Below are 22630 nucleotides of genomic sequence, written 5' to 3'. Positions count from 1 at the left end.
TGCCGATGAAGCGCTCCTGGATCTCCACCGATCTTTCCCGAACGCCCATGACGGCAGCGGAGTCAACATGAGTTGCTCCGGTCGTCGCTCCGGAATTTATCGATCAACGACAAGCCCGGATGCGGAACCGCCCGCCGCGGAGTCGAGGTGAACCAATTCACGACTTTCTGGTGAACTCCAGCGGGTCGCGGAGCATTGACACATTCAGATTGTCGGATTATTAGTGACGAAATTCAAAATTCGTCACTATTCAGAAGTCAGTGCAAATGCCGCACCCGTCAGACAGCGTCGAAGCCAACAGGCAGGAGAATATCACGCGGATTCTCGATGCCGCCGAGCGGCTCTTCCGCCACTACGGCTACAGCAAGACGAATGTGGCCGACATCGCTCGCGACCTCGACATGTCGCCAGCGAATATCTATCGCTTCTTCTCCTCCAAGACCGAAATCCATCAGGCGCTATGCGCGCGCATGCTGAACGCAAGCTATGAGCAAGCGCTGGAGATTTCCCGTCTGCCCTTGAGCGCCGCCGATCGCTTGCGGCGCTATGCGCACGGGCAACACAAGCTCACCGTGGAGACCATGCTCGACGAGCAGAAAGTCCATGAAATGGTCGTCGTGGCAATCGAGCGAGAGTGGCACGTGATCGAGAAACATATCGATCGCATTGACGAACTCATCTCCGGCATCATTCGTGACGGCATCAGCGCAGGCGAGTTCGCCGACCAGCACCCCGGGACCGCCGCCCGCTGCTTCACTGCTTCTCTCTTGACGCTCTGTCATCCCCAGATGGTGGCGCAATGTCTCGCGAAGGAAAACCGTCCAAACCCGGACGAACTGATCCAGTTCGCGATCAACGCCCTGAAGAAATAGCGACAACGCCGCGGCGACCACAACAGAACCAGGAGCGCGAAGGATGACCCTTTCTACAATGTTAGACCGGCCGTTCGCCGCCCGCGTTCTTGGTATGATCGCTCTCGCCGCCCTGCTCTCCGGCTGCTCGGAGGAAAGGGCCGAAACGAAGGAAGTCATCCGACCGGTCAAGGTGTTCGAGATTGCCGGCACGGGCGAAGCGCGGCGGCTCGTTTATGCCGGAGCGATCAAGGCACGCACGGAGATGAATCTCGGCTTCCGGGTCGGCGGCAAGATCACCGAGCGGCTCGTAGACATCGGTGACCGCGTGAAGCCGGGCGATCTTCTTGCCCGCCTCGATCCGACCGATTACGAGCTTTCGGTCAGGAGCGCCGAGGCCAACCTTCTCTCCGCCGAAAAGCAGGTTCAGACGGTGGCGCTCACGAAAAAGCGCGCCGAACAGCTTTTTGCGCGGCAGTTCTCCTCCAAGGCAGAACTCGATCAGGCTGGCCTCGCCTATGATCAGGCCGTTTCTACGCGCGACGCCGCCGCTTCCGCGCTGAGCCAGGCGAAAAACCAGGTGGCCTACACGAGGCTGCTTTCCGACCAGAGCGGAATCGTTACCGCGGTCAATGCCGATATCGGCCAGGTCGTCGGCACCGGCGCGCCGGTCGTGACGGTTGCGATCGACGGCGAGAAGGAGATAGAGGTCGCCGTACCGGAACTCGATATTACGGAGTTCAAGCCGGGCAAGGAGGTACAAGCGCGCTTCTGGTCCCACGACATGCTCACTCTCAAGGGCCACGTGCGAGAAGTGTCCGGCAGCGCCGAACGGCAATCCCGGACATTCTCGGTGCGTATCAGCCTGCCAGATGACCCGCGCGTGCTGCTCGGGATGACCGCAACGGTCGAGGCGGCTGCAGCGAAGTCCGAGGCGCTGATCTCCATTCCCTTAAGCGCGCTCGCCCGGAAGGGCGACAAGGATATCGTCTGGACCGTCGATCGCGAGGCATCGACGGTTCACGCCCGCGCCGTCACGCTCGCCGATTTCGCCGGAGACCTGGTGCGGGTCGCCGATGGGCTGAAGCCTGGCGACCTCGTCGTCGCGGCCGGCACGCAGTTCATGTCCGAGGACATGAAAGTGAAGCTGCAACCCGACGAGCAACAGTCCGCCAGTGCCGGAACACAGATCGTCCGCTAACGGCTCAGATCAGACAGGAATACGACCATGCACGCCTCCACTGAGGAGAAGAAGCCGTTCAACCTGTCGCGTTGGGGGATCGGCCATCCGAGCATTGCGCGTTTCCTTTTCGCGCTGATCATCGTTACCGGGATACTCGGGCTCGTGCGCATGGGACAGCGAGAGGACCCGGAGTTTACGTTCCGCACCATGGTCATCCAGGCGGTCTGGCCGGGTTCCTCGATCGAAGAGATGCAGGATCAGGTCGTCAACAAGATAGAGCGCAAGCTGCAGGAGACGCCGCATCTCGATTACGTCCGCTCCTATACGCGTGCAGGCAGCGCCATCATCACCGTGCAGATCGAGGGTGATACGGATGCGGACGACGTTGCCGACGCCTTCTACCAGGTGCGCAAGAAGGTGGGCGACATCGCCAACGATCTGCCGGAGCGCCTGCTCGGCCCCTATTTTAACGACGAATTCGGCGACACCTATATCACCATGCATGCCATCAGCGGCGAAGGCTACAGCTACCCCGAACTGAAGCGATTTGCGATCGCAGGGCGCGACATGCTCCTGACGACCCCCGGCGTAGAGAAGGTGGTGATCCTCGGTGACCAGCCGCAGAAGATCTATATCGACGTATCCTCCAAATTGTTGGCCGCGCGCGGGCTCACTCTTGCCGACCTGCAAAACGCCGTTGCCGGTCAGAACAACATCGACCCCGCCGGCAGCGTCGATACCGGCACCCGGTCGGTGCGCATCTCCGTCGACGGCGATGTCACGCGGGTCCAGGACATCCGCAATCTGCGCCTGCGCACAGGCGACGAGACGATCCGCCTCGGTGACATAGCGACGGTTATTGCGGGACTCGAGGACCCGTACGCGCGAAAATTCCGTTTCAACGGCCACGACAGTGTGCAGATCGGCGTCGTGATGGCCAAGGGTCACAAGGTCACCGATGTCGGCAAGGCGGTGGAGGCGACCTATGAGCGCTTCCAGTCCTCGCTCCCCTATGGGGTCTCGGTCGACCAGATCTCCAACCAGCCGGAAGTCGTCACCGAGGCGATGAACGAATTCATGCACGCCCTCCTGGAAGCGCTGGCCATCGTGCTCGTGGTGTCGTTCCTGTCTATCGGCTGGCGCTCGGGGCTGGTGATTGCGATCGCCATACCCCTGGTGCTCGCCGCCACCTTCGCCATCATGTACGAGTTCGGCATCGACCTGCAGCGCATTTCGCTCGGCGCGCTCATCATCGCGCTCGGCCTGCTGGTCGACGATGCGATGATCGTCGTCGAGCTGATGGAGCGGAAGCTCGAGGAAGGCCTGGCGAAGATCGATGCGGCGAGCTTCGCCTACTCCTCCACCGCCTTCCCGATGCTGACCGGCACGCTGATCACCACCGCGGGCTTCATTCCGGTCGGCTTCGCGGAATCGACCGCGGGCGAATATGTCCGTTCGCTGTTCTATGTGGTCGGCATCGCGCTGGTCGTCTCCTGGTTCGTCGCCGTCTATTTCACGCCCTGGCTCGGCTACATGATCCTGAAGCAGCGCCACCATGCCGGCGGGCATCACGACGCTTTCGACACGCACTTCTACCGTCGCCTCCGGTCGGCCGTCGGCTGGGCCGTGCGGCACCGCGTCCTCGTGCTCGTCATGACGCTGGCAGCCTTCATGACCAGCCTCTGGTCCTTCCAGTTCATTCCAAAGAATTTCTTCCCGCAATCGTCCCGGCCGGAGATCCTCGTCGACCTGTGGCTGCCGGAAGGCACCAGCATCAACGAGGTCGAACGCCAGGCCAAGACACTCGAGGCGCGGATGATGGACGACGAGGACAAGCGCTTCATCGCCACCTATATCGGCGAAGGCATTCCGCGCTTTTTCCTGCCGCTCGACCAGCAGCTTCGCAACCCCAACTTTGCACAGCTACTCGTCATGGCGAAAGACGAGCCCGCGCGCGAACGGTTGATCCTCAAGCTCCGCACGATCCTCGCCGAGGAATTCCCCTCGATTCGCGCCAAGGTCGGTCGCCTCTTTCTGGGTCCTCCCACCGGCTGGCCGGTCCAGATCCGCGTGATGGGTCCCGATCGCCAGGAACTGCGCCGCATCGCCGATCAGGTGAAGGCGAAGTTCAACGAGAATCCGTTGCTCGGCGCCGTCCACGACGACTGGCTGGAGCCCGTGCCGGCGATGAAGCTCGTCATCGACCAGGACCGCGCCCGTGCACTCGGCGTCAGTTCGCAGCGCGTCCGCCAGATGCTGCAGGCGGCGATGTCCGGTGTCCCGCTCGACGATTTCCGCGACGGCGAGGAAACCGTCTCGATCGTCGCCCGCGAGCCGGAAGGTAGCCGACATCTGCTGTCGGCGGTCAACTCAGTTTATGTGCCGACGGATTTCGGCGGCTTCGTACCCGTCGCCCAGATCGCCAAGGTCGTGCCGGTCATGGAGCAGGGCATCGAGTGGCGGCGTGATCGCCTGCCGACCATCACCGTGCGCGGCACGCTGCCGGACGATGTGCAACCGAACGACGTCACGATGAAGCTCTATGACGAGCTCAAGGGACTGCGGGACGGGCTCGCGCCCGGCTATAAGATCGAGATCCAGGGGGGCGCAGAAGACAGCGCCGAGAGCCAAGCGTCGATCGCCGCCAAGGCGCCGATCATGCTGCTCGTCATCCTCGTCCTGCTGATGGTCCAGCTCCAGCATTTCGGCAAGGCGATGCTTGTGCTCGCCACCGGGCCGCTCGGCATCATCGGCGCGGCTGCGGCCCTGCTTATCAGCGGCGCCCCCTTCGGCTTCGTCGCCATTCTCGGCGTCATAGCGCTACTCGGCATCATCATCCGAAACTCGATCATCCTCGTCGACCAGATCGATCAGGACATCGCCGCCGGCATGGAGCGCGCCGAGGCGATCGTCGGCGCCGCCGTGCGTCGGTTCCGGCCGATCATGCTGACGGCGCTTGTCGCGGTGCTCGCGATGATACCGATCTCGCGCAGCATCTTCTGGGCGCCGCTCGCCTACGCGATGATGGGCGGCATCCTGGTCGCGACGGTGCTGACGATCCTCGTGCTGCCGGCCGGCTACGCCTTGTTCTTCGGCAAGGAGCCGAAGATGGGGAAGACGGATGCGGACGAAGCTGCGCCGAGCGAGGACGCCGTCGCGAAAGCAAAGCGCTATCCGGCGCCGGTCGCGGCGGAATGATCGCCCACGACGAGAGAGGGCCTTGATCGGCTACAGCGCCGCGCGCCTTACCAGACCGCAAAGGCCGCTGTAGTACTAGCTGCATGTCTTTGTCCTTAAATCGAGGTCGCCTAAAGGAGACATGCAGTAGACTTGCCGAGCCTTCCGTATCGCGACCTCCCCCCAATCTCACGAGGCCGCAGTAGATAGCAGGCAGGGCCGACGGCAGCCTGCCGATATTGCTGACGACGGCATAGCCGCTCTGCCCGAAGATCGTGGGCGCATAGGACTTCGCCTCGCACCCACAGAAGCAGGGTGTCCTGCTGCTCTTCGCCGGTCGCAAGGTGCCGCCATAGGCTGTTGCATGCTACGCCCGGAGCGATCGTCGCGATCACCCGTCATCCGGTGCTATGGGGCTTTGCTCTCTGAGCACTCGGCCATCTCGTCGCCAATGGCGACCGTCGCTCGCTCGTCCCGTCTTCGGCGGCTTGCCGAAAATCGGGTCCGATTTTCGGGCCGATGCGCCAGGTCGACCGGCTAGGCCCCTCAGGAACCAAGATCGAAAACGTCGGAAACCAAGCGCATACGCCCATCCGTCGTCTCCACGGCAAAGACGATCTCCTGTCCTTCCCGCGCTCCCGCCGGCACGGCAACAGTTGCTTGCAGCCTCCCCGCTGCGTCGGTCCGCGCGCGAGAGATGTTCTGGAAATCGGATCCGTCTCCGATGCGGGCGTCGATCGAAACCTCCGCATCGCCGGGCAATCCCTGCGCCACCAGCGTCACGTTCTCGCCGGGCCCGGCACTCTTCGGGACCACAGTCAGTTCGGCCTCTCCACTCGCGCCTGCCGAGACGCCCGGCAGCCCCAGCCTCTCGCCGAACTCCAAGATATCTCTGTTGAGATCCGGCTGTTCCGAGAGATACTCGGACACGGATTTCCCCGTCGCCTCGGCGGCCCCGTGCACACGCTCCCCCGCATCCCTCACCGCGTTACGGGCACGGTCGAGCCAATCCTCCTCCCCGCTGGCGGCAGGCATCTCCAATTGGAGGCCAGCACGAATGTCGGTTCGCTCCAGCGACGGATTGGCGGATAGAATTGCTTCGACCTCCGTGTCGCAACGCGCGGCCAACTGTTCAAGGGTCTCGCCTTCAGCGATTGCCTCGTTTTTCCCGCAGGTCTGTGCGGCTGCGGGCAATGCACCGAGATAGAGAAGCAGAGCCGCCGCACCGCAATTTGCCAGATATCGCATGTATCGCCTCCTCTTAAGCCAGACAATCAGTGCCTAACACCCCTCCGATCCGCCGGTTCCCGGAACAAGTCGTAAAAGTTTGCCCGCGGGAGTTCGGCGTTTCCCCCGCTCGCCGAGATCAACCGTGCTTCGCCGCCGTTCCCTTCGAGGGAAGCCATTGGACGGGCCTGAAGAAATGAATATCGCTGAATTGCAGGCGGGGCCCTCTGCGGTCGTGGTCGACTGAATACGCCGGACGTCCCCGTCGGAATGCCTGAAGCTGCGCAGCGATCAAACGCCTGTGTCAGCGCATTCGGAGCGGAGCCGTCGCAAATTCAATGCGCGCCTTGCAGCAGCGTGCCATCCTTTAACACGCTCGGGATGTGCTAGAGGACGCTGCGTCGCTTGAACGGCATGACCTAGTTCTGCGTGCCGTCCGGGGTTATTGTGGGGCTTGGGCCGCCGGTCCCGGTCTGATAGGCGGGGTCCCGATCAGTCGGTGCCTCTATTCCCTCTTCCGTGCTCGCCGGACTTCCTACACTACCTGTTTGTTCGTTCGAAGGCGAAGGCTGAACTTCCTCCACCGCCGCCGTCGGCGCGTCAATATCCGTGCTCTCGGCCCATATTTCGATAGCCGCCCAGACGACCATCGCCAGGACAAGGCTTGTGGCGAGCACCACGAAAACCGGGAAGCCGAACCGCCCCTGGCGCGTCTCGGTCTTTGTGAAGGTCTTCCTCGCCGACTCATGTGTGGCTGAGGGCGGGTCGCCCCGTTCGTCCAGATGATTGCCCATTGGGTCTCTCCGTTTTCCGTGCCTGGACAACGATGTCCGCCCGAACAATGTTCCGGGCAAGCGCGGTCATGTGGTCCGGCGAAGATCGCTTGCGGCGACAAGCTGTAGCCACGCGGCAGCGTAGCAGATCTGATCGCGGGAGCGGCATGGAAGCACCGTCGTTCTCAAGGGCTCGGCTACTGAATGCTTCTTTAAATCGTAACCAAACTGAAGAAACATGCAGCAATTCAAAGAGTGCTCTTTGCACGTCAGAAGGACGCTGCTTTAAGCTTGCGGTGAATTCCTTGCGGAGGCGACGATGTTTGTTCTGATACTCGGCCTGCTGATCTTTCTGGGTGTCCACTCGGTGCACATTTGTGCGCCCGCCTGGCGCAATCGACGCATTGCCGATACGGGGGCCGGCGCCTGGAGAGGGCTCTATTCGCTCGTCTCCCTTGGCGGTTTCGTGCTGATCATTTGGGGCTTCGCTAGTGCCAGGCCGGATGCTCCGGTCCTCTACGAGCCACCGGTCTGGATGAAGCATCTCGCTCTTGCGCTGATGCTCTTCGCCTTCATCAGTCTCATGGTCTTTGCCTTCCCGGCGGGCCGCCTGAAGCCGGCTCTGAAACATCCAATGCTCGTCTCGGTGAAGATCTGGGCTCTTGCGCATCTGCTCGCCAATGGCGATCTCGCCTCGCTACTGCTCTTCGGTGCGTTCCTGGCCTGGGCAGTAGCCGATCGCATTTCGGTCAAACGCCGGGGCAATGACGTGGCGGCGCCGGGTCCGGCAGCATGGGACATGGGGGCTGTGGCAGCGGGCGTCCTTCTCTATGTGTTGTTCGTCTGGCGACTGCACGAATGGCTGTTTGGCGCTACGCCACTTCCCTGACCCGCAAATACCTTCGCCCGGACGGCAGCGCGCTCCTATTTCGCTTGCGAAGGAACTGGCCTTGTGAGCGGCCTGATGCTGGCCGGCACTCCACTGAGACAGCCATATAGCTAACGGGCAAAAGAGCGGCAGCCCACCCTCTCTTCCTGAGCACTCGAAGCAATCGGTCATTGCGAACGCTATTGACGCCACAATCTTCGCTGGCTATAGCAGTTCAATCTTGAGTCATTTACTCAAGATAAATTTTTGCGATGCAAAAGAGCAAGCGCGAGGGCCTGACAGCATGGAATTTTGCCTTCTCTCCCCAGCACGTTTGATTCCGACAGAAGAGGTGAATCTCGACAGCGTCGATGCACTGCAGACCCAAATCCTGCAAGAGGGCTCCTGGACCGCGCCAATTACGGCAGAGAAGGATGCCTTGTTCGTGATGGACGGCCATCACCGGTTGACGGTCGCGCATCGCCTCGGGCTCAAAGCTGTGCCGGTCGTCCTTCTCGACTACGAAACGGTGCACGTAGAGAGCTGGCGTGCTGGAGAAAGGGTCACGCCGGCCGACATCTTCGATATGGCGCGCAGCGGCCGCAAGTTTCCCTACAAGACGACCCGGCACATTTTCCAAAATGGCCTGCCTACATGCGATGTGCCGCTTGGACTCTTGTACGGTCCCGTTCCGACCGGCAGGGCGCCAGCCCTTTACGCAGGAGCGTTGTGATGACGCTTCATTGCCAGAAAGCCGGCCATGGGCTGCCACCGGTTCTGCGGTCGGCGACCGCGAACCTTCTCGCCCGGCACGGTTCTCTTCTTCTCGGCTGGGCTGCCCGCTACGGTTCGCCGCTAAACCTCATCTGGCCGGAAGCACTTGAGGACAACTTTGCGGCCCTTCAAGGCGCGCTGACGGAGAGCGGCGTTCAGCATGCCATCTATTACGGGGCGAAAGTCAACAAGTCCCCTGGCCTGATGCGAGCGGCGCTCAAAACAGGCGCTGGGATTGACGTTTCCAGCCTGTATGAACTTCGCGACGCGACGCGCCTTGGGGCCGATGGTGCAAGGCTGGTGGCGACAGGGCCGGCTAAGACAAGTGTGTTCCACAAGGAGCTGGTCGACTCCGGCGCGTTGATATCGGTTGATTCTCCGGAAGAGCTGGAGGATCTCATCAATGTTCTGCCGGCAAAGGCCGGCCCGCAGCCAATCCTCTTGCGCCTGCGACCGAGCGACCAGAGCAAAAGCCGCTTCGGCATGCCGGCTGACGCCATCGTTCAATGCCTTGCCCGGCTTCTCGGCGAAAGCCGGTTGCGTCTCGAGGGCGTGCATTTCCATCTCAGTGGCTACCGTTGGGAAAACCGCGCCGCAGCATTGAGCGAGGCTGCCGACCTCATCACCGAAGCTCGGCGCATGGGATTTACTCCGCGCATGATCGATATAGGCGGCGGCCTGCCCGTCCAGTACGTCGATCCGGTCTCCTACCGGAACCACCTCGCCGCGCAGACGTCAGATGACTACCGCACCGGCAAAGTTCCGGAGTCCTTCTATCCCTATGGCGGAACTCTTTCGGCTTCAGACTGGCTGCATTCGTTTCTAAAGGCAGAGATGCACCAAGGCCGAACCGTCGCCGACTATCTCACGCGTGAGGGGCTTTCCCTGGCAATGGAGCCGGGTCGCGCGCTGGCGGACCAGACAGCCATAACTGTCTTCAAGATCTCGCGCATAAAGGCGCTCGGTCCCGACACGCATGTCATTTTCGTCGAGGGCAGCAGCTTCAGCGCCTGCGAAACCTGGTTTGCCTCCGAGTTCCTGATCGATCCGATTCACGTGCCGGCAGCTAGGCCGCCGCTCTCTGCGACACCGCCCGTCCGCGCTTATGTCGCCGGACACAGCTGCCTCGACGAGGACGTGCTCAGCAACAGGTGGCTGGACTTCCCCGTCGCGCCGGAAGTCGGTGATCTGCTGGTGTTCGCGAATACCGGCGGCTACCAGATGGATCTTCTCGAAAACGAATTCCACCGTCACCCGATGCCCGCCCGCCTCCGCATCACAGAGGACGCGGAAGGGCAGCCTTATCTCGTTCCCGACACCGTTGAGGAGGTTTAGATGCTGCACACGATTGTAACGCAATTGATCGGACAGACGCCGGTCATGTCGATCGACATACCGAACCGCGACGCCACCCTGGTGTTGAAGATCGAGAAGAACAATCCGGGTGGCTCGATGAAGGACCGTATGGCACGCAGCATGGTAGTCGCCGCGCTTCAAGACGGGCGCCTCGCTCCGGGCGGCACAATCGTCGAATCATCCTCTGGAAACACCGGAACAGGCCTGGCGCTGGCAGCACTGGAATTTGGACTGCGCTTCATCGCAGTGGTGGATCACCATGCGGCGCCCGACAAGATTCGTATGATGCGGGCGCTCGGCGCCGAGATCCGCTACGTCGAAGGCGATTTCCGCGAGGACGAGGTTGCGGTCGTCGAAAGACAAAGACTAGCCGCGCAGCTAGGCGCCCAGCTTCCAGGCGCGTTGTTCATGAATCAATCCGATAATCCCGCAAATCCGGAGGGCTATGCCGGCCTCGTCGACGAGCTGCTGGCGCAACTCCCGGCCGGAATCGATGCGTTCGTAGGCTGCGTCGGGACAGGCGGCTCCATGACCGGGATCTCTCAGCGGCTCAAGCGCCACAACCCCGCTGTGCGCACGATCGCGGTCGAGCCGGCCGGATCGATCGTCTTCGGCAAGCCGGGGCATCCCTACTACCAATCGGGCACCGGTACGCCGGCAGGAGACGAAGTGGGCAAAGTTCTGGATTACGGCTGCATCGACGAGGGTGTCCAGGTGACGGATACCCAAGCCTTCGAGACGGCGCGTTACTTCGCCCGGCGCAAGGGGCTGCTGGTCGGCGGTTCGACGGGTGGCGCCATCTACAAAGCGCTGGAATTCATCGCCGCTGGCAAGCTGACCGGCACGGTCGTGACGACGGTTGCTGACGGCGGAGAGAAGTATCTGGGCACGATATTCGACGACGAATGGATGGCGAAGCGCCGCCTGTTCGACCCAGCTATTGCCGCCCAACTGGACGGCTGGCTCGCCGCAAGGGCATGCGCGGCATGAAGGTGACCATTTGTGGCGCAGGCCGTACCGGGCACCTGAATGCGGTGCTGTTCAAGCAGGTTGCGAGCGTCGAGGTATCTGTCCTGACCAACTCCACCATGCTAGCCGTGCGATGGGAGGTCGGCGATGGCGTCTGGCAGGCGGAGACTCGAGACGGTCGCATGTTCAGCGGTCGACCCGATCATGTCGGAACCGATCCGGCCAAGGCGCTCGAGGGTGCCGACATTGTCGTCGTTACGCAGCCCGCCCAGGCGAGAGCGGGGCTCCTGGATCAAATAGCGCCGCATCTGCCGCGGGATAAATGGATCTTTGTTGGAGCGATCCCCGGCTTTTGCGGCTTCGATTGGCTCGCGGCAAAAGCTCTCTCAGAGCGCGAGAATGTCGTGATCTGGGGCATGAAGGATGTGCCCCACATCGCCTTCGACCTGATCTCGGGCCAGCGCGTGCGCATGGGCGGGGCCAAGGCGGAGCTCTTCGTCGCCCTTCATCGCCGCGAAAGCGCGGCAAGCGGCGCCGCACTCGCGGCAATGTTGAATCGCCTCTATGAGGCGCCCGTCACCCTGCTACGGGACTACCTCGAAATTACACTGACGCCGGGCAATGCGCTGATGCATCCCGCCGTCCTTTACGCGCTCATCGGCCCAGGCGCACCGTGGGAGAACAGGCCATTCGACGAACACCTGTGCTGGTGGAGCGATTGCCCGCAGGCGGCCGCCGAGCTCCTGGAAGCTTGCGATGCAGAAAACCAGGCGATCCGCCGTGCAAGCGAGGCGCGTCTCGGGGTCGATCTAAGCTCCGTGAAGCCACTTCAGCAGGAATTGATAGAGGCCTACGGCGACCAGATCGTGGACGCCCGCACCATGTATACGCTTCTGCGCACAAATCGCGCCTATGCGGACATCCGCGCACCCCTCGTTGCCAACCCGCATGGCCCGGGATTGGTCATCGATCGCGAAAGTCGCGCCTTCCATGAGGACATAGCTTTCGGACAGGCGCTGCTCGTCGCCATGGCGGAACGGCTTGGTGTGGCCGTACCGGCCATTGCCAAGACCTATCGGTGGGCGCGCGACTATCATGGCGGCTTGGCCGCCGGAGCACCCGACTATGTACCCTCAGACTGGCCGGAGGCCGCATGATGGATGAGAAGATTTCTACCGCAACGGCACAAATCTCGCGAGATAATGCGGAGCTTTTGGCGAAGGCAGCAGAAAACGCGATCTACCGTCTGATCCGTTGCCTCTTCGCGGAACGCCTCTTGGATCCGGATGCCCTGCTATGGGCTCGCGACGGTCGCCAGGCCTGGCTGCCGCTTTGGCAGACGCGACGCGTGCTGCATTTTTCCGATCTTCGGCGGGCGCCCGCCGGAACCCTGCAGAACCGCGGGCAAATCGAAGTTCTGGACGCGACCGGTGCCCGCCACCGGATCGAGGACCCCGCCGCTCTGATACGGGAGGTTGCGCCGTCTCTCGCGGTTACTCCTGCGCCCGACGGACTGGGCCAACTCGTCCGCGACGTGGACAACAGCATGCGCAACGACGTTCTCGCACGGCATCATCGGGAACGCTGGAGCGCCGAACTACGTGAGCAGATCGATAAAGCAGGCGCAGCCGATTTCCTTGGCTATCTTGAAGGCACCCTGCCGCCGCATCTGGTTGCCATGACGCTCGACCAATGGGGGGCACTCGAGGGGCATCCGTTCTATCCGACATGGAAGGCCAAGCCAGGCCTGGCGCCGGACGCTGTCGCTGCATTGTCGCCGGAATTCCACGCTCGTGTACGCCTGCGGATCGCCGCGCTGCGCAGCGACTGGGCCTATGTTGAGAAGATGCCGCATGTCGGTGGCTATTCGGAATGGTTCGCCGAAAAATTCCCGGACCTCTGGCGTGATTGGGCGGAGGCCCTGCAAGAGCGCGGCAAATCGCCTGCCGACTGGCTGCCTCTGCCCGTTCACGCCTGGCATCTGGAGAACTTCGTCCGTCGGGAATTCACGCCCGAGATCGAAGCTGACGTTTTCGATCCGGAAGGCCCGGAAATCGAAACACTGCCGTCAATGTCCTTCCGCACGATGCTGCCGGAAACGCGGGAGCCCAGACCATTCATCAAGCTGCCGGTCGCGATCTGGTTGACAAGCGAGCAGCGGACGCTGCAAGCCAAGTCAATCCACATGGGGCCACGCCTCAGCACGTTGATTTCCGACATGCTGTCGAAGGAGGATGACCTCAAAAGCGGGCTGGAGGTATTCACTGAGGAGTTGGGCGCGATTCTGCATCATCCCGACACCGGTGACGAACATCCCGGCCGCTTTCTGTCGGTGGTCTATCGCAGCTCCGATGCTCTTGCCCGCAGAGACGGCCTGCTGCCGGTAACCGTCGCCGCGCTCCTGGCCGCTGGCCCTGTCGACGGACGGCCACTGATCTGCGAACTCATCGGAAGAAACGGCGACGAAAGCGAAGCGGCGGTCGCTGCATTCTACCGGCTCTATGCCCGCACCGTGGTTCGACCGACTTTGGCCATGTATCTCCTCTACGGCATCGCGTTCGAGGCGCATCAGCAAAACAGCACGATCCTTTTCGATGATCGCGGGCTGCCACGGAAGCTGCTGATGCGCGATTTCGGTGACGGCCGCAGTTTTGCACCGCTCTTCAAGGAACGCGGCTACGAGTTGAAGCCGTTCAGTCGAAAAGGCATCCTGCCGACCACATTCGACGATAATATCAGCTTGGTGCGTTCCTTCGTCATCGATGCGTGCTTTGTCTGCCATCTTCACGAGATCGCCCTTTGCCTGACCGAGCAGTATTCGCTGGCAGGTGACAGCCTTTGGCGCATCCTCGGGGAAGAGACGGAAGAGGCGTTCGAGACGTTGCGGCCGCGCATGCTCTCGGATGCGTTCTGGCTCGAGGAACGCCAGGCCTTCCTCGAACGGCCCTGGCCGACACGGTCGGTTCTGCGGATGCATCTCGAACGCTATCGCAACTACCGGGTCGAGCACCAATTGCCCAATCCGCTGGCGAGTGCAGAATGACAAGTACAGTCGCGGCCCTGCGCGGCTTCGGACCCGTCTTCGCGCTTCTATTCGCACTTCAATTCATCTCCATGGGCGCCATGGAGATGAGCGGTCCCTTCTGGCCGATCCAGATCAAGGCGCTGAGCGCCTCCGATAGCATTTTCGGCCTTGCGGGAATCGGAGTCTATGTCTGCCCCATGCTTGGCGTGTCCCTGACGAGCGCCTTTTGGGGGCGGATGGGCGACCGATATGGCAATCGCCTCATGATGGTGCGGGCGCTGACTGGCCTGGCGGTGACGCAACTGCTCGTCGCTTTTGCCGGGGACGTCTGGACCATCCTGGCGCTGCGGTTCCTGCAGGGTGCCTGCGCCGGCTACATCGCGCCGGCCCAGGCCTATGGCGTGCAGGTAACCGGCGGGCGCGATCGCGCACGCCTCTTCGCCTGGCTGCAGGTGGCGACGAATGTCGGCTCGCTCGCGGGCGCCTTCCTCGGCGGGCTCATTCTCGACGCCTTGCCTTTCGCGGCCGTCAACTTCACCGCCGGTTTGATCTGCGCGTTCTGTGCCGCCGTCGCCTGGGCGAGCCTGCCCTCTCCTATGGAAGGAAGAGGTCTCACGGAAGCGGAGCAGGCGCCAGGGATATCACACACGACGTCCACCGGCGTGCCCGTCCCGGGGCTCCTCGGGCTAATGGGGCTACTGCTTGCAAGCAGAATGGTGCTGCAGGTGCCCTTTTCCCTCTATATGTCGGAGGTTTACGGCGCCCAGCATTGGATCACCGGCTTGAGCTATGGCCTTCTTGCGCTCGGCTTTGTGGTCGCAGCACCGGTGTGGGCACGGAGCTTCGCAGGGCGAGCGCCGTCCTTTGTGCTCGGATGGAGCATGGTGAACGCCGGCGGATGCTGCATCGTTACCGGGCTGGCTGGCTCGACGCGCGACATAGGGCTCTTCGCAGGGCTCTATTTCGCCTGGGGCGCTCTCCTCGGTGGAACAACACCCGTGCTCCTTTCGCTCGTTTCGGCAGCAACGCGAAGCGAAAAGCAGGGCTCCGTCCTGGGGGTGGCGCAGACCTGCCAGCAGGGTGCATCCGTGGTCGGCATCATTGCAGGGGTCGCCGCCACGCAACAATTCGGGCTCAAAGCAGCCTTTCCCCTCGTCTCGGGTCTCTATGGCCTGTCGTTTTTCGTGGCGCTCGGCCTGTGGCTCAAGTCGCGCCAATCACTTCGGTAAAGGAGAAATATCGTGTCGAAACATTGTCTGCTGGCGCGCGCCATGTTGACAGCTCTTGTCTTGATGATGCTAGGCCCGGTCAGGGTCTTCGCAGGCGAACAGTCCGCACCCCCGCAAGCACCGATCACCATCACCGACATTGCCGGCCGACAAGTGAGCGTCAGCGCGCCCGTCAAGCGCATTCTTCTTGGCGAGGGCCGGCAACTCTACCTCATTGCTTCGCTCGAGCCGGACAATCCACTGGCTCGCGTCGTCGCCTGGCGCAACGACCTGATCGAGGCGGACCCGGCCACCTATCAGCAATATCTCGGGGCCTATCCCAAATTGGCTGAGCTTCCGGCCTTCGCGGGCAAGGAGAACGGCCTGATCGACATCGAATCGACCATCGTCCAGAAGCCCGACGTGGTCCTGCTCAATCTCGAGGCCATGCGTGCCAATGAGGATACCAAATATATCGAGAAGCTGGCTGAGCTGAACATTCCGGTTCTCTACATCGACTTCCGCCACTATCCGCTGAAGAACACCGAACCGACCATTCGCCTGCTCGGCAAGATCATGGGGCGCGAGGCGCGCGCGGAAGAGATCATCGCGTTCCGTAGCGAGGCAATGGCCCGCGTCACCAACGTTATCGCCGAGGCGCAACCGGAGCCCCCGAGGGTGTTCATAGAGCGGATCGGCGGCTACGCCGATGATTGCTGCCTTTCCTTCGGCGCGGAAAACTTCGGCAAATATGTCGAGCTTGCCGGTGGCCACAACATCGGCAGCGACATTCTTCCCTCGACTTTCGGACAGCTCAATCCCGAACAGGTGATCGCCGCCAATCCCGAACATGTCGTCGTCACCAGCGCCGACTGGGAGGCCTATGTGCCTGGTGGACATTGGATCCCGCTCGGACCCGGCGCCGATCCAAAGGTCACCCGCCAAAAGCTCGAATGGTTCACCACCCGCAGCGCCTACACCGACATCGCGGCCCAAAAGACGCGGAACTTCCACGGCATATGGCACCAGTTCTACAACAGCCCCTACGAGTTCTTTGCCGTCCAGCAAATGGCGAAATGGTTCCATCCGGAACTTTTTGCCGATCTCGATCCGGACGCGACATTTGCCGAGTATCACCGCCGTTTCCTGCCGATCCCCTACCGGCCCGGCTATGCGGTGAGCCTTTCCGGCAGTGCGGATTGACTGCCATCGAGGAGCGAACCGGCCAGCCGAGCTCAGTCCGGATTGGAGAAAGTTCAACAACCGGATTTAAAAATCTTCAGCGGGCGAGGCTCTCAAATCGAGAGCCTCGCCTTTGCATTTCTGCTTCGCTCCTGGTTGCGATCCTGGTGGTGAGCTTGAGCCTACCGCCAAACGGCAGAAAGCGCCGGCCTCTGGCCGGCGCTTTCATGAACATCACCGAGACGGGTCGTCGCTTGGGCGCCGACACTCACCTCACCATCAGAAGTCGGTCGTCATGGAGACCTTGACTGTGAGCGGCGCACCCTGCGACAGCGTGCCGAAGCTCGCAACGCCGGACCAGTAGTCGAGGTCAAACACGTTCTCGACGTCAGCCCGGAAGGTGACCGGCCTCTCGTGGATCTCGGTCAGATAGCGGGCGCCGAGGTCAAGTCGCGTCCAGGAGGGGATTTCCTGGGTGTTTGCCGTGTTGACGAATTGCTCGTCCGTGTGAATGACATTGCCGGTGAGCGTCAGGCCGGGCAAGAAGGGCGTATCCCACTCCGCCCCCAGATTGACCTGCAGCGAGGGAACGCCGATCGGGGTATTGCCGCGTTCTGTGTCGACACTTGTTTCTGTGATCTCGCCGTGAATGAAGGTGACGCCGCCGAGCACTCGGATCGCGGGGGTCACTTCACCGAACACGCTCAACTCCACGCCGCGGTTGCGCTGCTCGCCGCCTTCCACGAAGACGCCGCTACGGAGCACGCCGAAGGGCTTTTCGATCTGGAACGCGCTGACGGTCACCGCCGCGCGCCCGAGATCGATCTTGGTGCCGATCTCGTACTGCCTCGACCGGTAGGGCGAAAGCGTTTCGCCTTCATTGACGGCTCCAGCTGGTGCGGTGTCGCCGACGCTCAGGCCCTCGACATAGTTGGCGTAGAAGGCGACATTCTCCCACGGCTTCACGACGATGCCCGCGAGCGGCGTCAATGCACTCTCATCGGAAGACGAGGAAACCGCACCGGTTGTGGTGTTGTAATTTTCAGTGTCGATGTGCTGCCAGCGTCCGCCCAAAGTCAGTTGCACGCGTTCGTCCAGCATCGACATGGTGTCTGAAAGCGCGAAACCGTAGAAGACGTTTTCCGATAGTCTTGGCACATGTGTCGGCTGCGGCACGTCCTGCTCGGGGCGGGGAAGCGGATCGAAGATATTGGTCAACTGCGCGGTACCTGAATTTGAGCCGCGAGCGAGACGCTGCTGCAGACCGCTGACCTGGAATGTGACCGCGTGATCGATAGCGGCCGTCTCGAACTCGGCGCGTACACCCGTCTCGGCCGTCAGCCGGTCGACATCGAAAATGAAGTTTTGCGGCGTGACGCTGACGTCGCCTGCGGAGTTAAGAAGCAGTGGCGTACCGAAGAGTCGCTCGACACGCGAATTGCCACCACCCACGGCGGCAAACACGGTGACGGCGTCGTTCACGTCGTATTCGACGCGACCGAGCCACGACAGGTCGTCCGTCCTCGCCCATTCCCACGGCTCCTGGACATTGGACCGACCGTCAGGCGCGTCGGGAATTTCAAAGCTGCCAACGGGGAAGAACGGGCGAAGCGGAGCATCAATGTCTTGCCGCTGCCCGATTACGTCCAGCGTTGCCCTGAAGTCTTCGCCCTCATAGTCGAGCGCTAGTGCCCCGACCGCTACATCCAGTGACTGGTTGTCGATTGCCGTGTCGCCGCCGTGATAACTGCCGTTGAATCGAATGCCGAATTGGCGCTCATCGCCGAACCGGCGGCTGACGTCGACATGGCCACCTCCGTAAAGATCGGAAGCGTAATCGGTCGTGACACGGGTCAGGTCGACGTCGGACGCGCGCTTGGGCACGATGTTGATGGTGCCACCGACGCTGTTATTCGGCGAGATGCCGTATAGGAGCGCTGTCGGTCCCTTGAGTATCTCGACCCGTTCGATGTAATCCGTAAAGAGGCGGTAAGTCGGAGCGACCCCGAAGACACCGTCGAAGGCGACTTCGCCGAAATTCCCTTCATTCAGCGGAAAACCACGAATGTAAAACGAGTCCAGCATACCGCCGGGAGCGTGCGTGCTTCTCACCGAGGGGTCGTTGGCGAGCACGTCGGCCACGGTTGTCGCATTCTGGTTCTCGATCGCCTCTGCCGTGTAACTCGTGATGCTGAACGGCGTATCCATGAAGTCGCGGTTTCCGAGCAGGCCCACACGACCGCCGCGTGCCACCTGCCCCCCCGGATAGACTTCCGGTTCAGTGCCTATCGTTGCAGTCGACGTGCCCGCCTTGACCTCGAGACGCTCCAACACCGTTGCATCCTGCGCCAATGCGGCTTGGCTTACGGTCGCCAGCAGAACAGCCAGCAGTCCAACACGCGGTTCCATTAACATCCCCCTGTAACCGATTGACCAAGAACATCTGTTCGGCCCCGGAGAGGAGCGGATGTCATTGGTTCGAGGCGTGTTAAATAACATGACTAGAATTGTCAAGATATTCGCGACTGCCTTGCAGACGGGTCGTCACGCTCGTGTCGGTTTAGGCAAAATTTCGCCCTCTGGGTGCGCGGAACAGAACGATACTGCTGTTCGTTGTTTACGGCGGAGGAAAATAGAATACAATTTCTGGTCTATGCACGCTTCACTGCATGCAAAGGCTGATGCGTGCCGACACAGGGAGTGCGACATGCCTTGGTCGGTCCAGAGGAGAGACTTCCGGCCCCGGGGCCGGTCTACGTGAGGTCAGCCCGTGGATCAGAGGCGAACAATGAACGTTCTTTTGGCCGGTCAGAGACAGGAAGGTTCCTCAACCGCCCTCGCACAGGTGCTGGATGGAATCCCGTCGCCTCTGGTGGTCAAAGACAGCGCCTTGAGAATCCAGTTCGCAAATCTTGGCGCCTGCGCCTTGCTCGGCCGGCCGAGGGACGAACTCATCGGGTGCAGTGATCGCGACATCTGGCCGAGGGAACGAGCCGACCGCCTGCGGGCGCTGGATCAAGCCGTTCTTGCCACGGGCAGAGAGCGCAGCTGTGAGGAAGAATTCGTATCGTCCGATGGTCGGGAAAGTGTGCTCCTGATGACCAAGCGGCGCCTTGTGCTACGAGCCCCCGCGGGACACAGCGAGACGTTCCTGGTCACCTCCCTTTCCGATGTCAGCGAACTGCGCAACACGCAACAGGTGTTGCGCGCAAAGGAAGAGCACTACCGCGCGGTCATCGATCTTCATCCGCAGATCCCCTGGGCGGCCGATCGGGATGGCAACGTCCTGGAGGTCGGGCCGCGTTGGGCTGAACTGACCGGAATTCCCGAAGACGAAACGCTCGGCGACGGCTGGATGAAGGCGCTTTGCCCCGAGGACGCCGGCACAGTTGACCGGCATTGGCAGCACGCCCTCTCCACCGGCGAGCCGCTCGACGTGGAGTACCGCGTACAGATGGCAACCGGCGACTACCGCTGGTTCCGTGCACGGGCCGCTGCCCGGCGCGACGCGGCGGGGAGCATCATTCGCTGGTACGGCATTCTCGAGGACGTCGACGATCGGCGTCGCGCGACGGATGCACTCAAGGAAAGCGAGGCGCGCTTCCGGGCGATCGCCGACAATGCACCGGTGATGATCTGGGTGGCGGACAAGACCGGTCACACCAGCTTCTTCAGTCGTCTATGGCTGCAGACCACCGGCCAAAGTGAAGAAGAGGCCTTAGGGTTCGGCTGGGTCGACGTAATACACCCGGAAGACAGACAAGCGGTACAGACGGCATTCTTCAGTGCCGGCGCCACGCGCGAGCCGGTGCGGACCGAGTATCGCCTGAGGCGCGCTGACGGCAGCTGGGCCTGGATCCTCGATGTGGGGCAGCCGCGCTTTTCCCCCGACGGACGCTTTCTTGGCTATGTGGGCTCCGCCCTCGACATCAGCGAGAGGCGCGCCGCCGAGATCGCGCAGCAGGAGTCCGAGGCCTTCATCAAGAGTATCTTCGACAGCAGCGTCGATTGCGTGCGCGTGCTCGACCTCGACGGCCGGCCGCTGATGATGAACAGGGCGGGGCGCGAACTCTTCGGCATTTCCGAGGACGCCGGCATCGAAGATCAGATGTGGCGCTCGATCGGCTTGCCGGAGGACGCGCCAAAGGTGCAGGCTGGCTTCGAGACGGTGCGGCGAGGGCAAAGCGCGCGATTCGAAATAACCGTTCGCGATGCCCAGGGAAGAGAGCGTTTCATGGACGTCAACGCCGCGCCGGTGCTCAACGCCCAAGGCGAACCGTTCCGTATCCTCTCCATCTGGCGGGACATCACCGATGCGAAACGGGCAAGCACTGACCTGCAGGACGCCCGCGACGCCGCCGAGGCCGCCGCGAATCGGCTGGCGGCGGTGCTCGAAAGCACGATGGATAGCGTCATCTTCGTCGATAAGCTGTGGCGGCTGCGCTATCTCAACGAGAAAGCCAAGCGCCTGCTTAGACTCGACGCCAGCGCATTGGACCTGCCTCTGTGGCGGCTTTTTCCGCGCGAGCGAATGGGCGTGTTCGCGAAGAACTGCCGAAAGGTCATGAAGCTGCGCAAGCCTGCCGCCTTCGAGAACTATCTACCGTCGCTCGACATCTGGCTCGAGGTCAACGCCTCGCCGACCCAGGACGGCCTCTCTGTCTTCTTCCGCGACATCACCGAACGGCGGCGTACGGAGGAAGACCGCTTGCTGGCGCACAAGCAGATCGCCCACATGGCCAGGCACGACATGCTGACCGGGCTGCCCAATCGCCTGTCCTTCCGCGAGTGCTTCGACAGGGCGCTCGATCCCGGCCGCGGCAAGAGAAGTATAGCGGTTCTCTGCCTGGACCTCGACGGGTTCAAGCTGGTCAACGACACGCTCGGCCACCCCGCCGGCGATGCGCTGTTGCGTCAGGTGTCCACGCGGCTCGCCCAGATAGTTGCGGAAAGCGATACGGTCGCAAGACTGGGCGGCGATGAATTCGCCATCATCCGTCCCCTGTCGCCAAAAGCCGACGCGCCATCGATCCTTGCGGAGCGTGTGATCGAGGTGCTGAGCGAGCCCTTCACGATCGAGAACATCAACGTTGCAATAGGTGCAAGCGTCGGCATCGCCACGACACCGGAGCACGGGACGACGGCCGACGAGCTTATAAAAGCCGCCGACATTGCCCTCTACAGCGCCAAGGCAGCCGGGCGCGGCACCTATCGGCAGTTCGAGGCGACCATGGGTGCGCAATTGCAGGCCCACCAGCAAATGAAGCTCGCCCTGCGTGAGGCGCTGAGCCGCGGCGAACTGGAGCTCCATTATCAACCGCTGATCAGCCTGCACTCGAAGAAGGTCAGCTGCTGCGAGGCTCTGCTGCGCTGGCACAGCCCGGAGCGCGGCATGGTGCCGCCGGACCTTTTCATTCCCATCGCGGAAGAGACGGGGCTTATCGTGCCCATCGGGGAATGGACCCTGCAGCAGGCCTGCCGCGATGCCGCCGGCTGGCCGGCGGATGTCGGCATCGCCGTCAATCTTTCGCCCATTCAATTCAGGAGCAAGAGGCTCGTCGGGGCGGTCGCGACGGCGATCACGTCCTCAGGCATCGATCCCGCTCGCCTGCAGATCGAGATTACCGAAAGCGTGCTGCTCGACGAGAGCGAGCACAATCTCGAGCTTCTTCAGGAACTGCGCAAGCTTGGCGTCAAGATCGCCATGGACGATTTCGGCACCGGTTATTCGTCGCTCGGCTATCTACGCAGCTTCCCCTTCGACAAGATCAAGGTCGACCGGTCCTTCATCCACGATCTGCCGCGGGGTAAGGAGTCGCTTGCGATCGTCAAGGCGGTTGCCGGGCTGGGCCACAGCCTCGGAATCACCACCACGGTCGAAGGGATCGAGACCGAGGACCAGCTCAACATCGTCAACTCGGAAGGGTTCGACGAGGCCCAGGGCTATCTGTTTGCGCTGCCGCTTCCGGCATCGGAAATCATGGAATTGATCCGGCAATCGCCGCCGCCATAGGTCTTCGGCGGCGGCAAGCCATTC

The 22630-nt window shown here is 62.1% G+C and carries 15 protein-coding genes; 12 read left to right on the top strand and 3 right to left on the bottom strand.

From position 1 onward, the window contains the following. The first annotated feature begins 266 nt into the window (after nt 1-266). Genes SJ05684_RS19680 through SJ05684_RS19670 form a run of 3 tightly spaced genes read left to right on the top strand, consistent with a single transcriptional unit; the run spans nt 267 to nt 5232 of the window. Complete coding sequence (locus SJ05684_RS19680; RefSeq protein ID WP_034854432.1) at nt 267-872, top strand: TetR/AcrR family transcriptional regulator; 606 nt, start codon at nt 267-269, stop codon at nt 870-872. A gap of 43 nt (nt 873-915) precedes the next feature. Further along, nucleotides 916-2052 carry an efflux RND transporter periplasmic adaptor subunit gene (locus SJ05684_RS19675; protein WP_034854433.1) on the top strand — a complete coding sequence of 379 codons (1137 nt, stop codon included), beginning with the start codon at nt 916-918 and terminating at the stop codon, nt 2050-2052. A gap of 27 nt (nt 2053-2079) precedes the next feature. Next, nucleotides 2080-5232, top strand: coding sequence for an efflux RND transporter permease subunit (locus SJ05684_RS19670; protein ID WP_034854434.1), 3153 nt, complete (start codon nt 2080-2082; stop codon nt 5230-5232). Nucleotides 5233-5757: 525 nt separating this feature from the next. Here SJ05684_RS19670 and SJ05684_RS19665 read toward each other — a convergent pair. Beyond that, nucleotides 5758-6459, bottom strand: a complete 702-nt coding sequence (locus SJ05684_RS19665; RefSeq protein ID WP_034854435.1) for a LysM peptidoglycan-binding domain-containing protein — start codon at nt 6457-6459, stop codon at nt 5758-5760. 398 nt (nt 6460-6857) lie between these two features. After that, a complete protein-coding gene (locus tag SJ05684_RS19660; protein ID WP_034854436.1) occupies nt 6858-7232 on the bottom strand; it encodes a hypothetical protein in 375 nt (124 codons plus the stop codon). Nucleotides 7233-7530: 298 nt separating this feature from the next. On the opposite strand from SJ05684_RS19660, the gene SJ05684_RS19655 reads away from it, so the two are divergent. The 8 genes from SJ05684_RS19655 (at nt 7531) to SJ05684_RS19620 (ending at nt 16614) form a co-directional block, all read left to right on the top strand. Beyond that, nucleotides 7531-8100: an NnrU family protein gene (locus SJ05684_RS19655; RefSeq protein ID WP_034854437.1), complete on the top strand. Its 570-nt coding sequence runs from the start codon at nt 7531-7533 to the stop codon at nt 8098-8100. A 283-nt stretch (nt 8101-8383) separates the two neighbouring features. Further along, a complete protein-coding gene (locus tag SJ05684_RS19650) occupies nt 8384-8812 on the top strand; it encodes a ParB N-terminal domain-containing protein (protein WP_034854438.1) in 429 nt (142 codons plus the stop codon). Next, complete coding sequence (locus SJ05684_RS19645) at nt 8812-10188, top strand: Y4yA family PLP-dependent enzyme (protein WP_034854439.1); 1377 nt, start codon at nt 8812-8814, stop codon at nt 10186-10188. The genes SJ05684_RS19650 and SJ05684_RS19645 overlap by 1 nt, the downstream gene beginning before the upstream one ends. Beyond that, complete coding sequence (locus tag SJ05684_RS19640) at nt 10189-11199, top strand: cysteine synthase family protein (protein ID WP_034854440.1); 1011 nt, start codon at nt 10189-10191, stop codon at nt 11197-11199. Continuing rightward, the gene (locus SJ05684_RS19635) at nt 11196-12335 is read left to right on the top strand and encodes an NAD/NADP octopine/nopaline dehydrogenase family protein (protein ID WP_034854470.1); all 1140 of its coding nucleotides are present in this window, start codon (nt 11196-11198) and stop codon (nt 12333-12335) included. The genes SJ05684_RS19640 and SJ05684_RS19635 overlap by 4 nt, the downstream gene beginning before the upstream one ends. Beyond that, nucleotides 12335-14221, top strand: coding sequence for an IucA/IucC family protein (locus tag SJ05684_RS19630; protein WP_095694324.1), 1887 nt, complete (start codon nt 12335-12337; stop codon nt 14219-14221). The genes SJ05684_RS19635 and SJ05684_RS19630 overlap by 1 nt, the downstream gene beginning before the upstream one ends. Then, on the top strand, nt 14218-15432 hold the full coding sequence (locus tag SJ05684_RS19625; RefSeq protein ID WP_034854442.1) for an MFS transporter: 1215 nt from the start codon (nt 14218-14220) through the stop codon (nt 15430-15432). The genes SJ05684_RS19630 and SJ05684_RS19625 overlap by 4 nt, the downstream gene beginning before the upstream one ends. 63 nt (nt 15433-15495) lie before the next feature. Beyond that, complete coding sequence (locus SJ05684_RS19620; RefSeq protein WP_374188705.1) at nt 15496-16614, top strand: ABC transporter substrate-binding protein; 1119 nt, start codon at nt 15496-15498, stop codon at nt 16612-16614. 258 nt (nt 16615-16872) lie between these two features. Here the strand turns inward: SJ05684_RS19620 and SJ05684_RS19615 are convergent, their stop codons facing one another. Next, complete coding sequence (locus SJ05684_RS19615) at nt 16873-19002, bottom strand: TonB-dependent receptor (protein ID WP_034854443.1); 2130 nt, start codon at nt 19000-19002, stop codon at nt 16873-16875. Between the two features lie 379 nt (nt 19003-19381). Here SJ05684_RS19615 and SJ05684_RS19610 point away from each other — a divergent pair, with 379 nt between their 5' ends. Further along, the gene (locus tag SJ05684_RS19610) at nt 19382-22606 is read left to right on the top strand and encodes a sensor domain-containing protein (protein WP_083846121.1); all 3225 of its coding nucleotides are present in this window, start codon (nt 19382-19384) and stop codon (nt 22604-22606) included. Nucleotides 22607-22630: the final 24 nt, after the last annotated feature.

Source organism: Sinorhizobium sojae CCBAU 05684 (genome assembly GCF_002288525.1).
GTDB classification, from domain to species: Bacteria; Pseudomonadota; Alphaproteobacteria; order Rhizobiales; family Rhizobiaceae; genus Sinorhizobium; species Sinorhizobium sojae.
The sequence above is the reverse complement of the archived record's forward strand: the minus strand, read 5'-3'. Positions and strand labels throughout refer to the sequence as shown.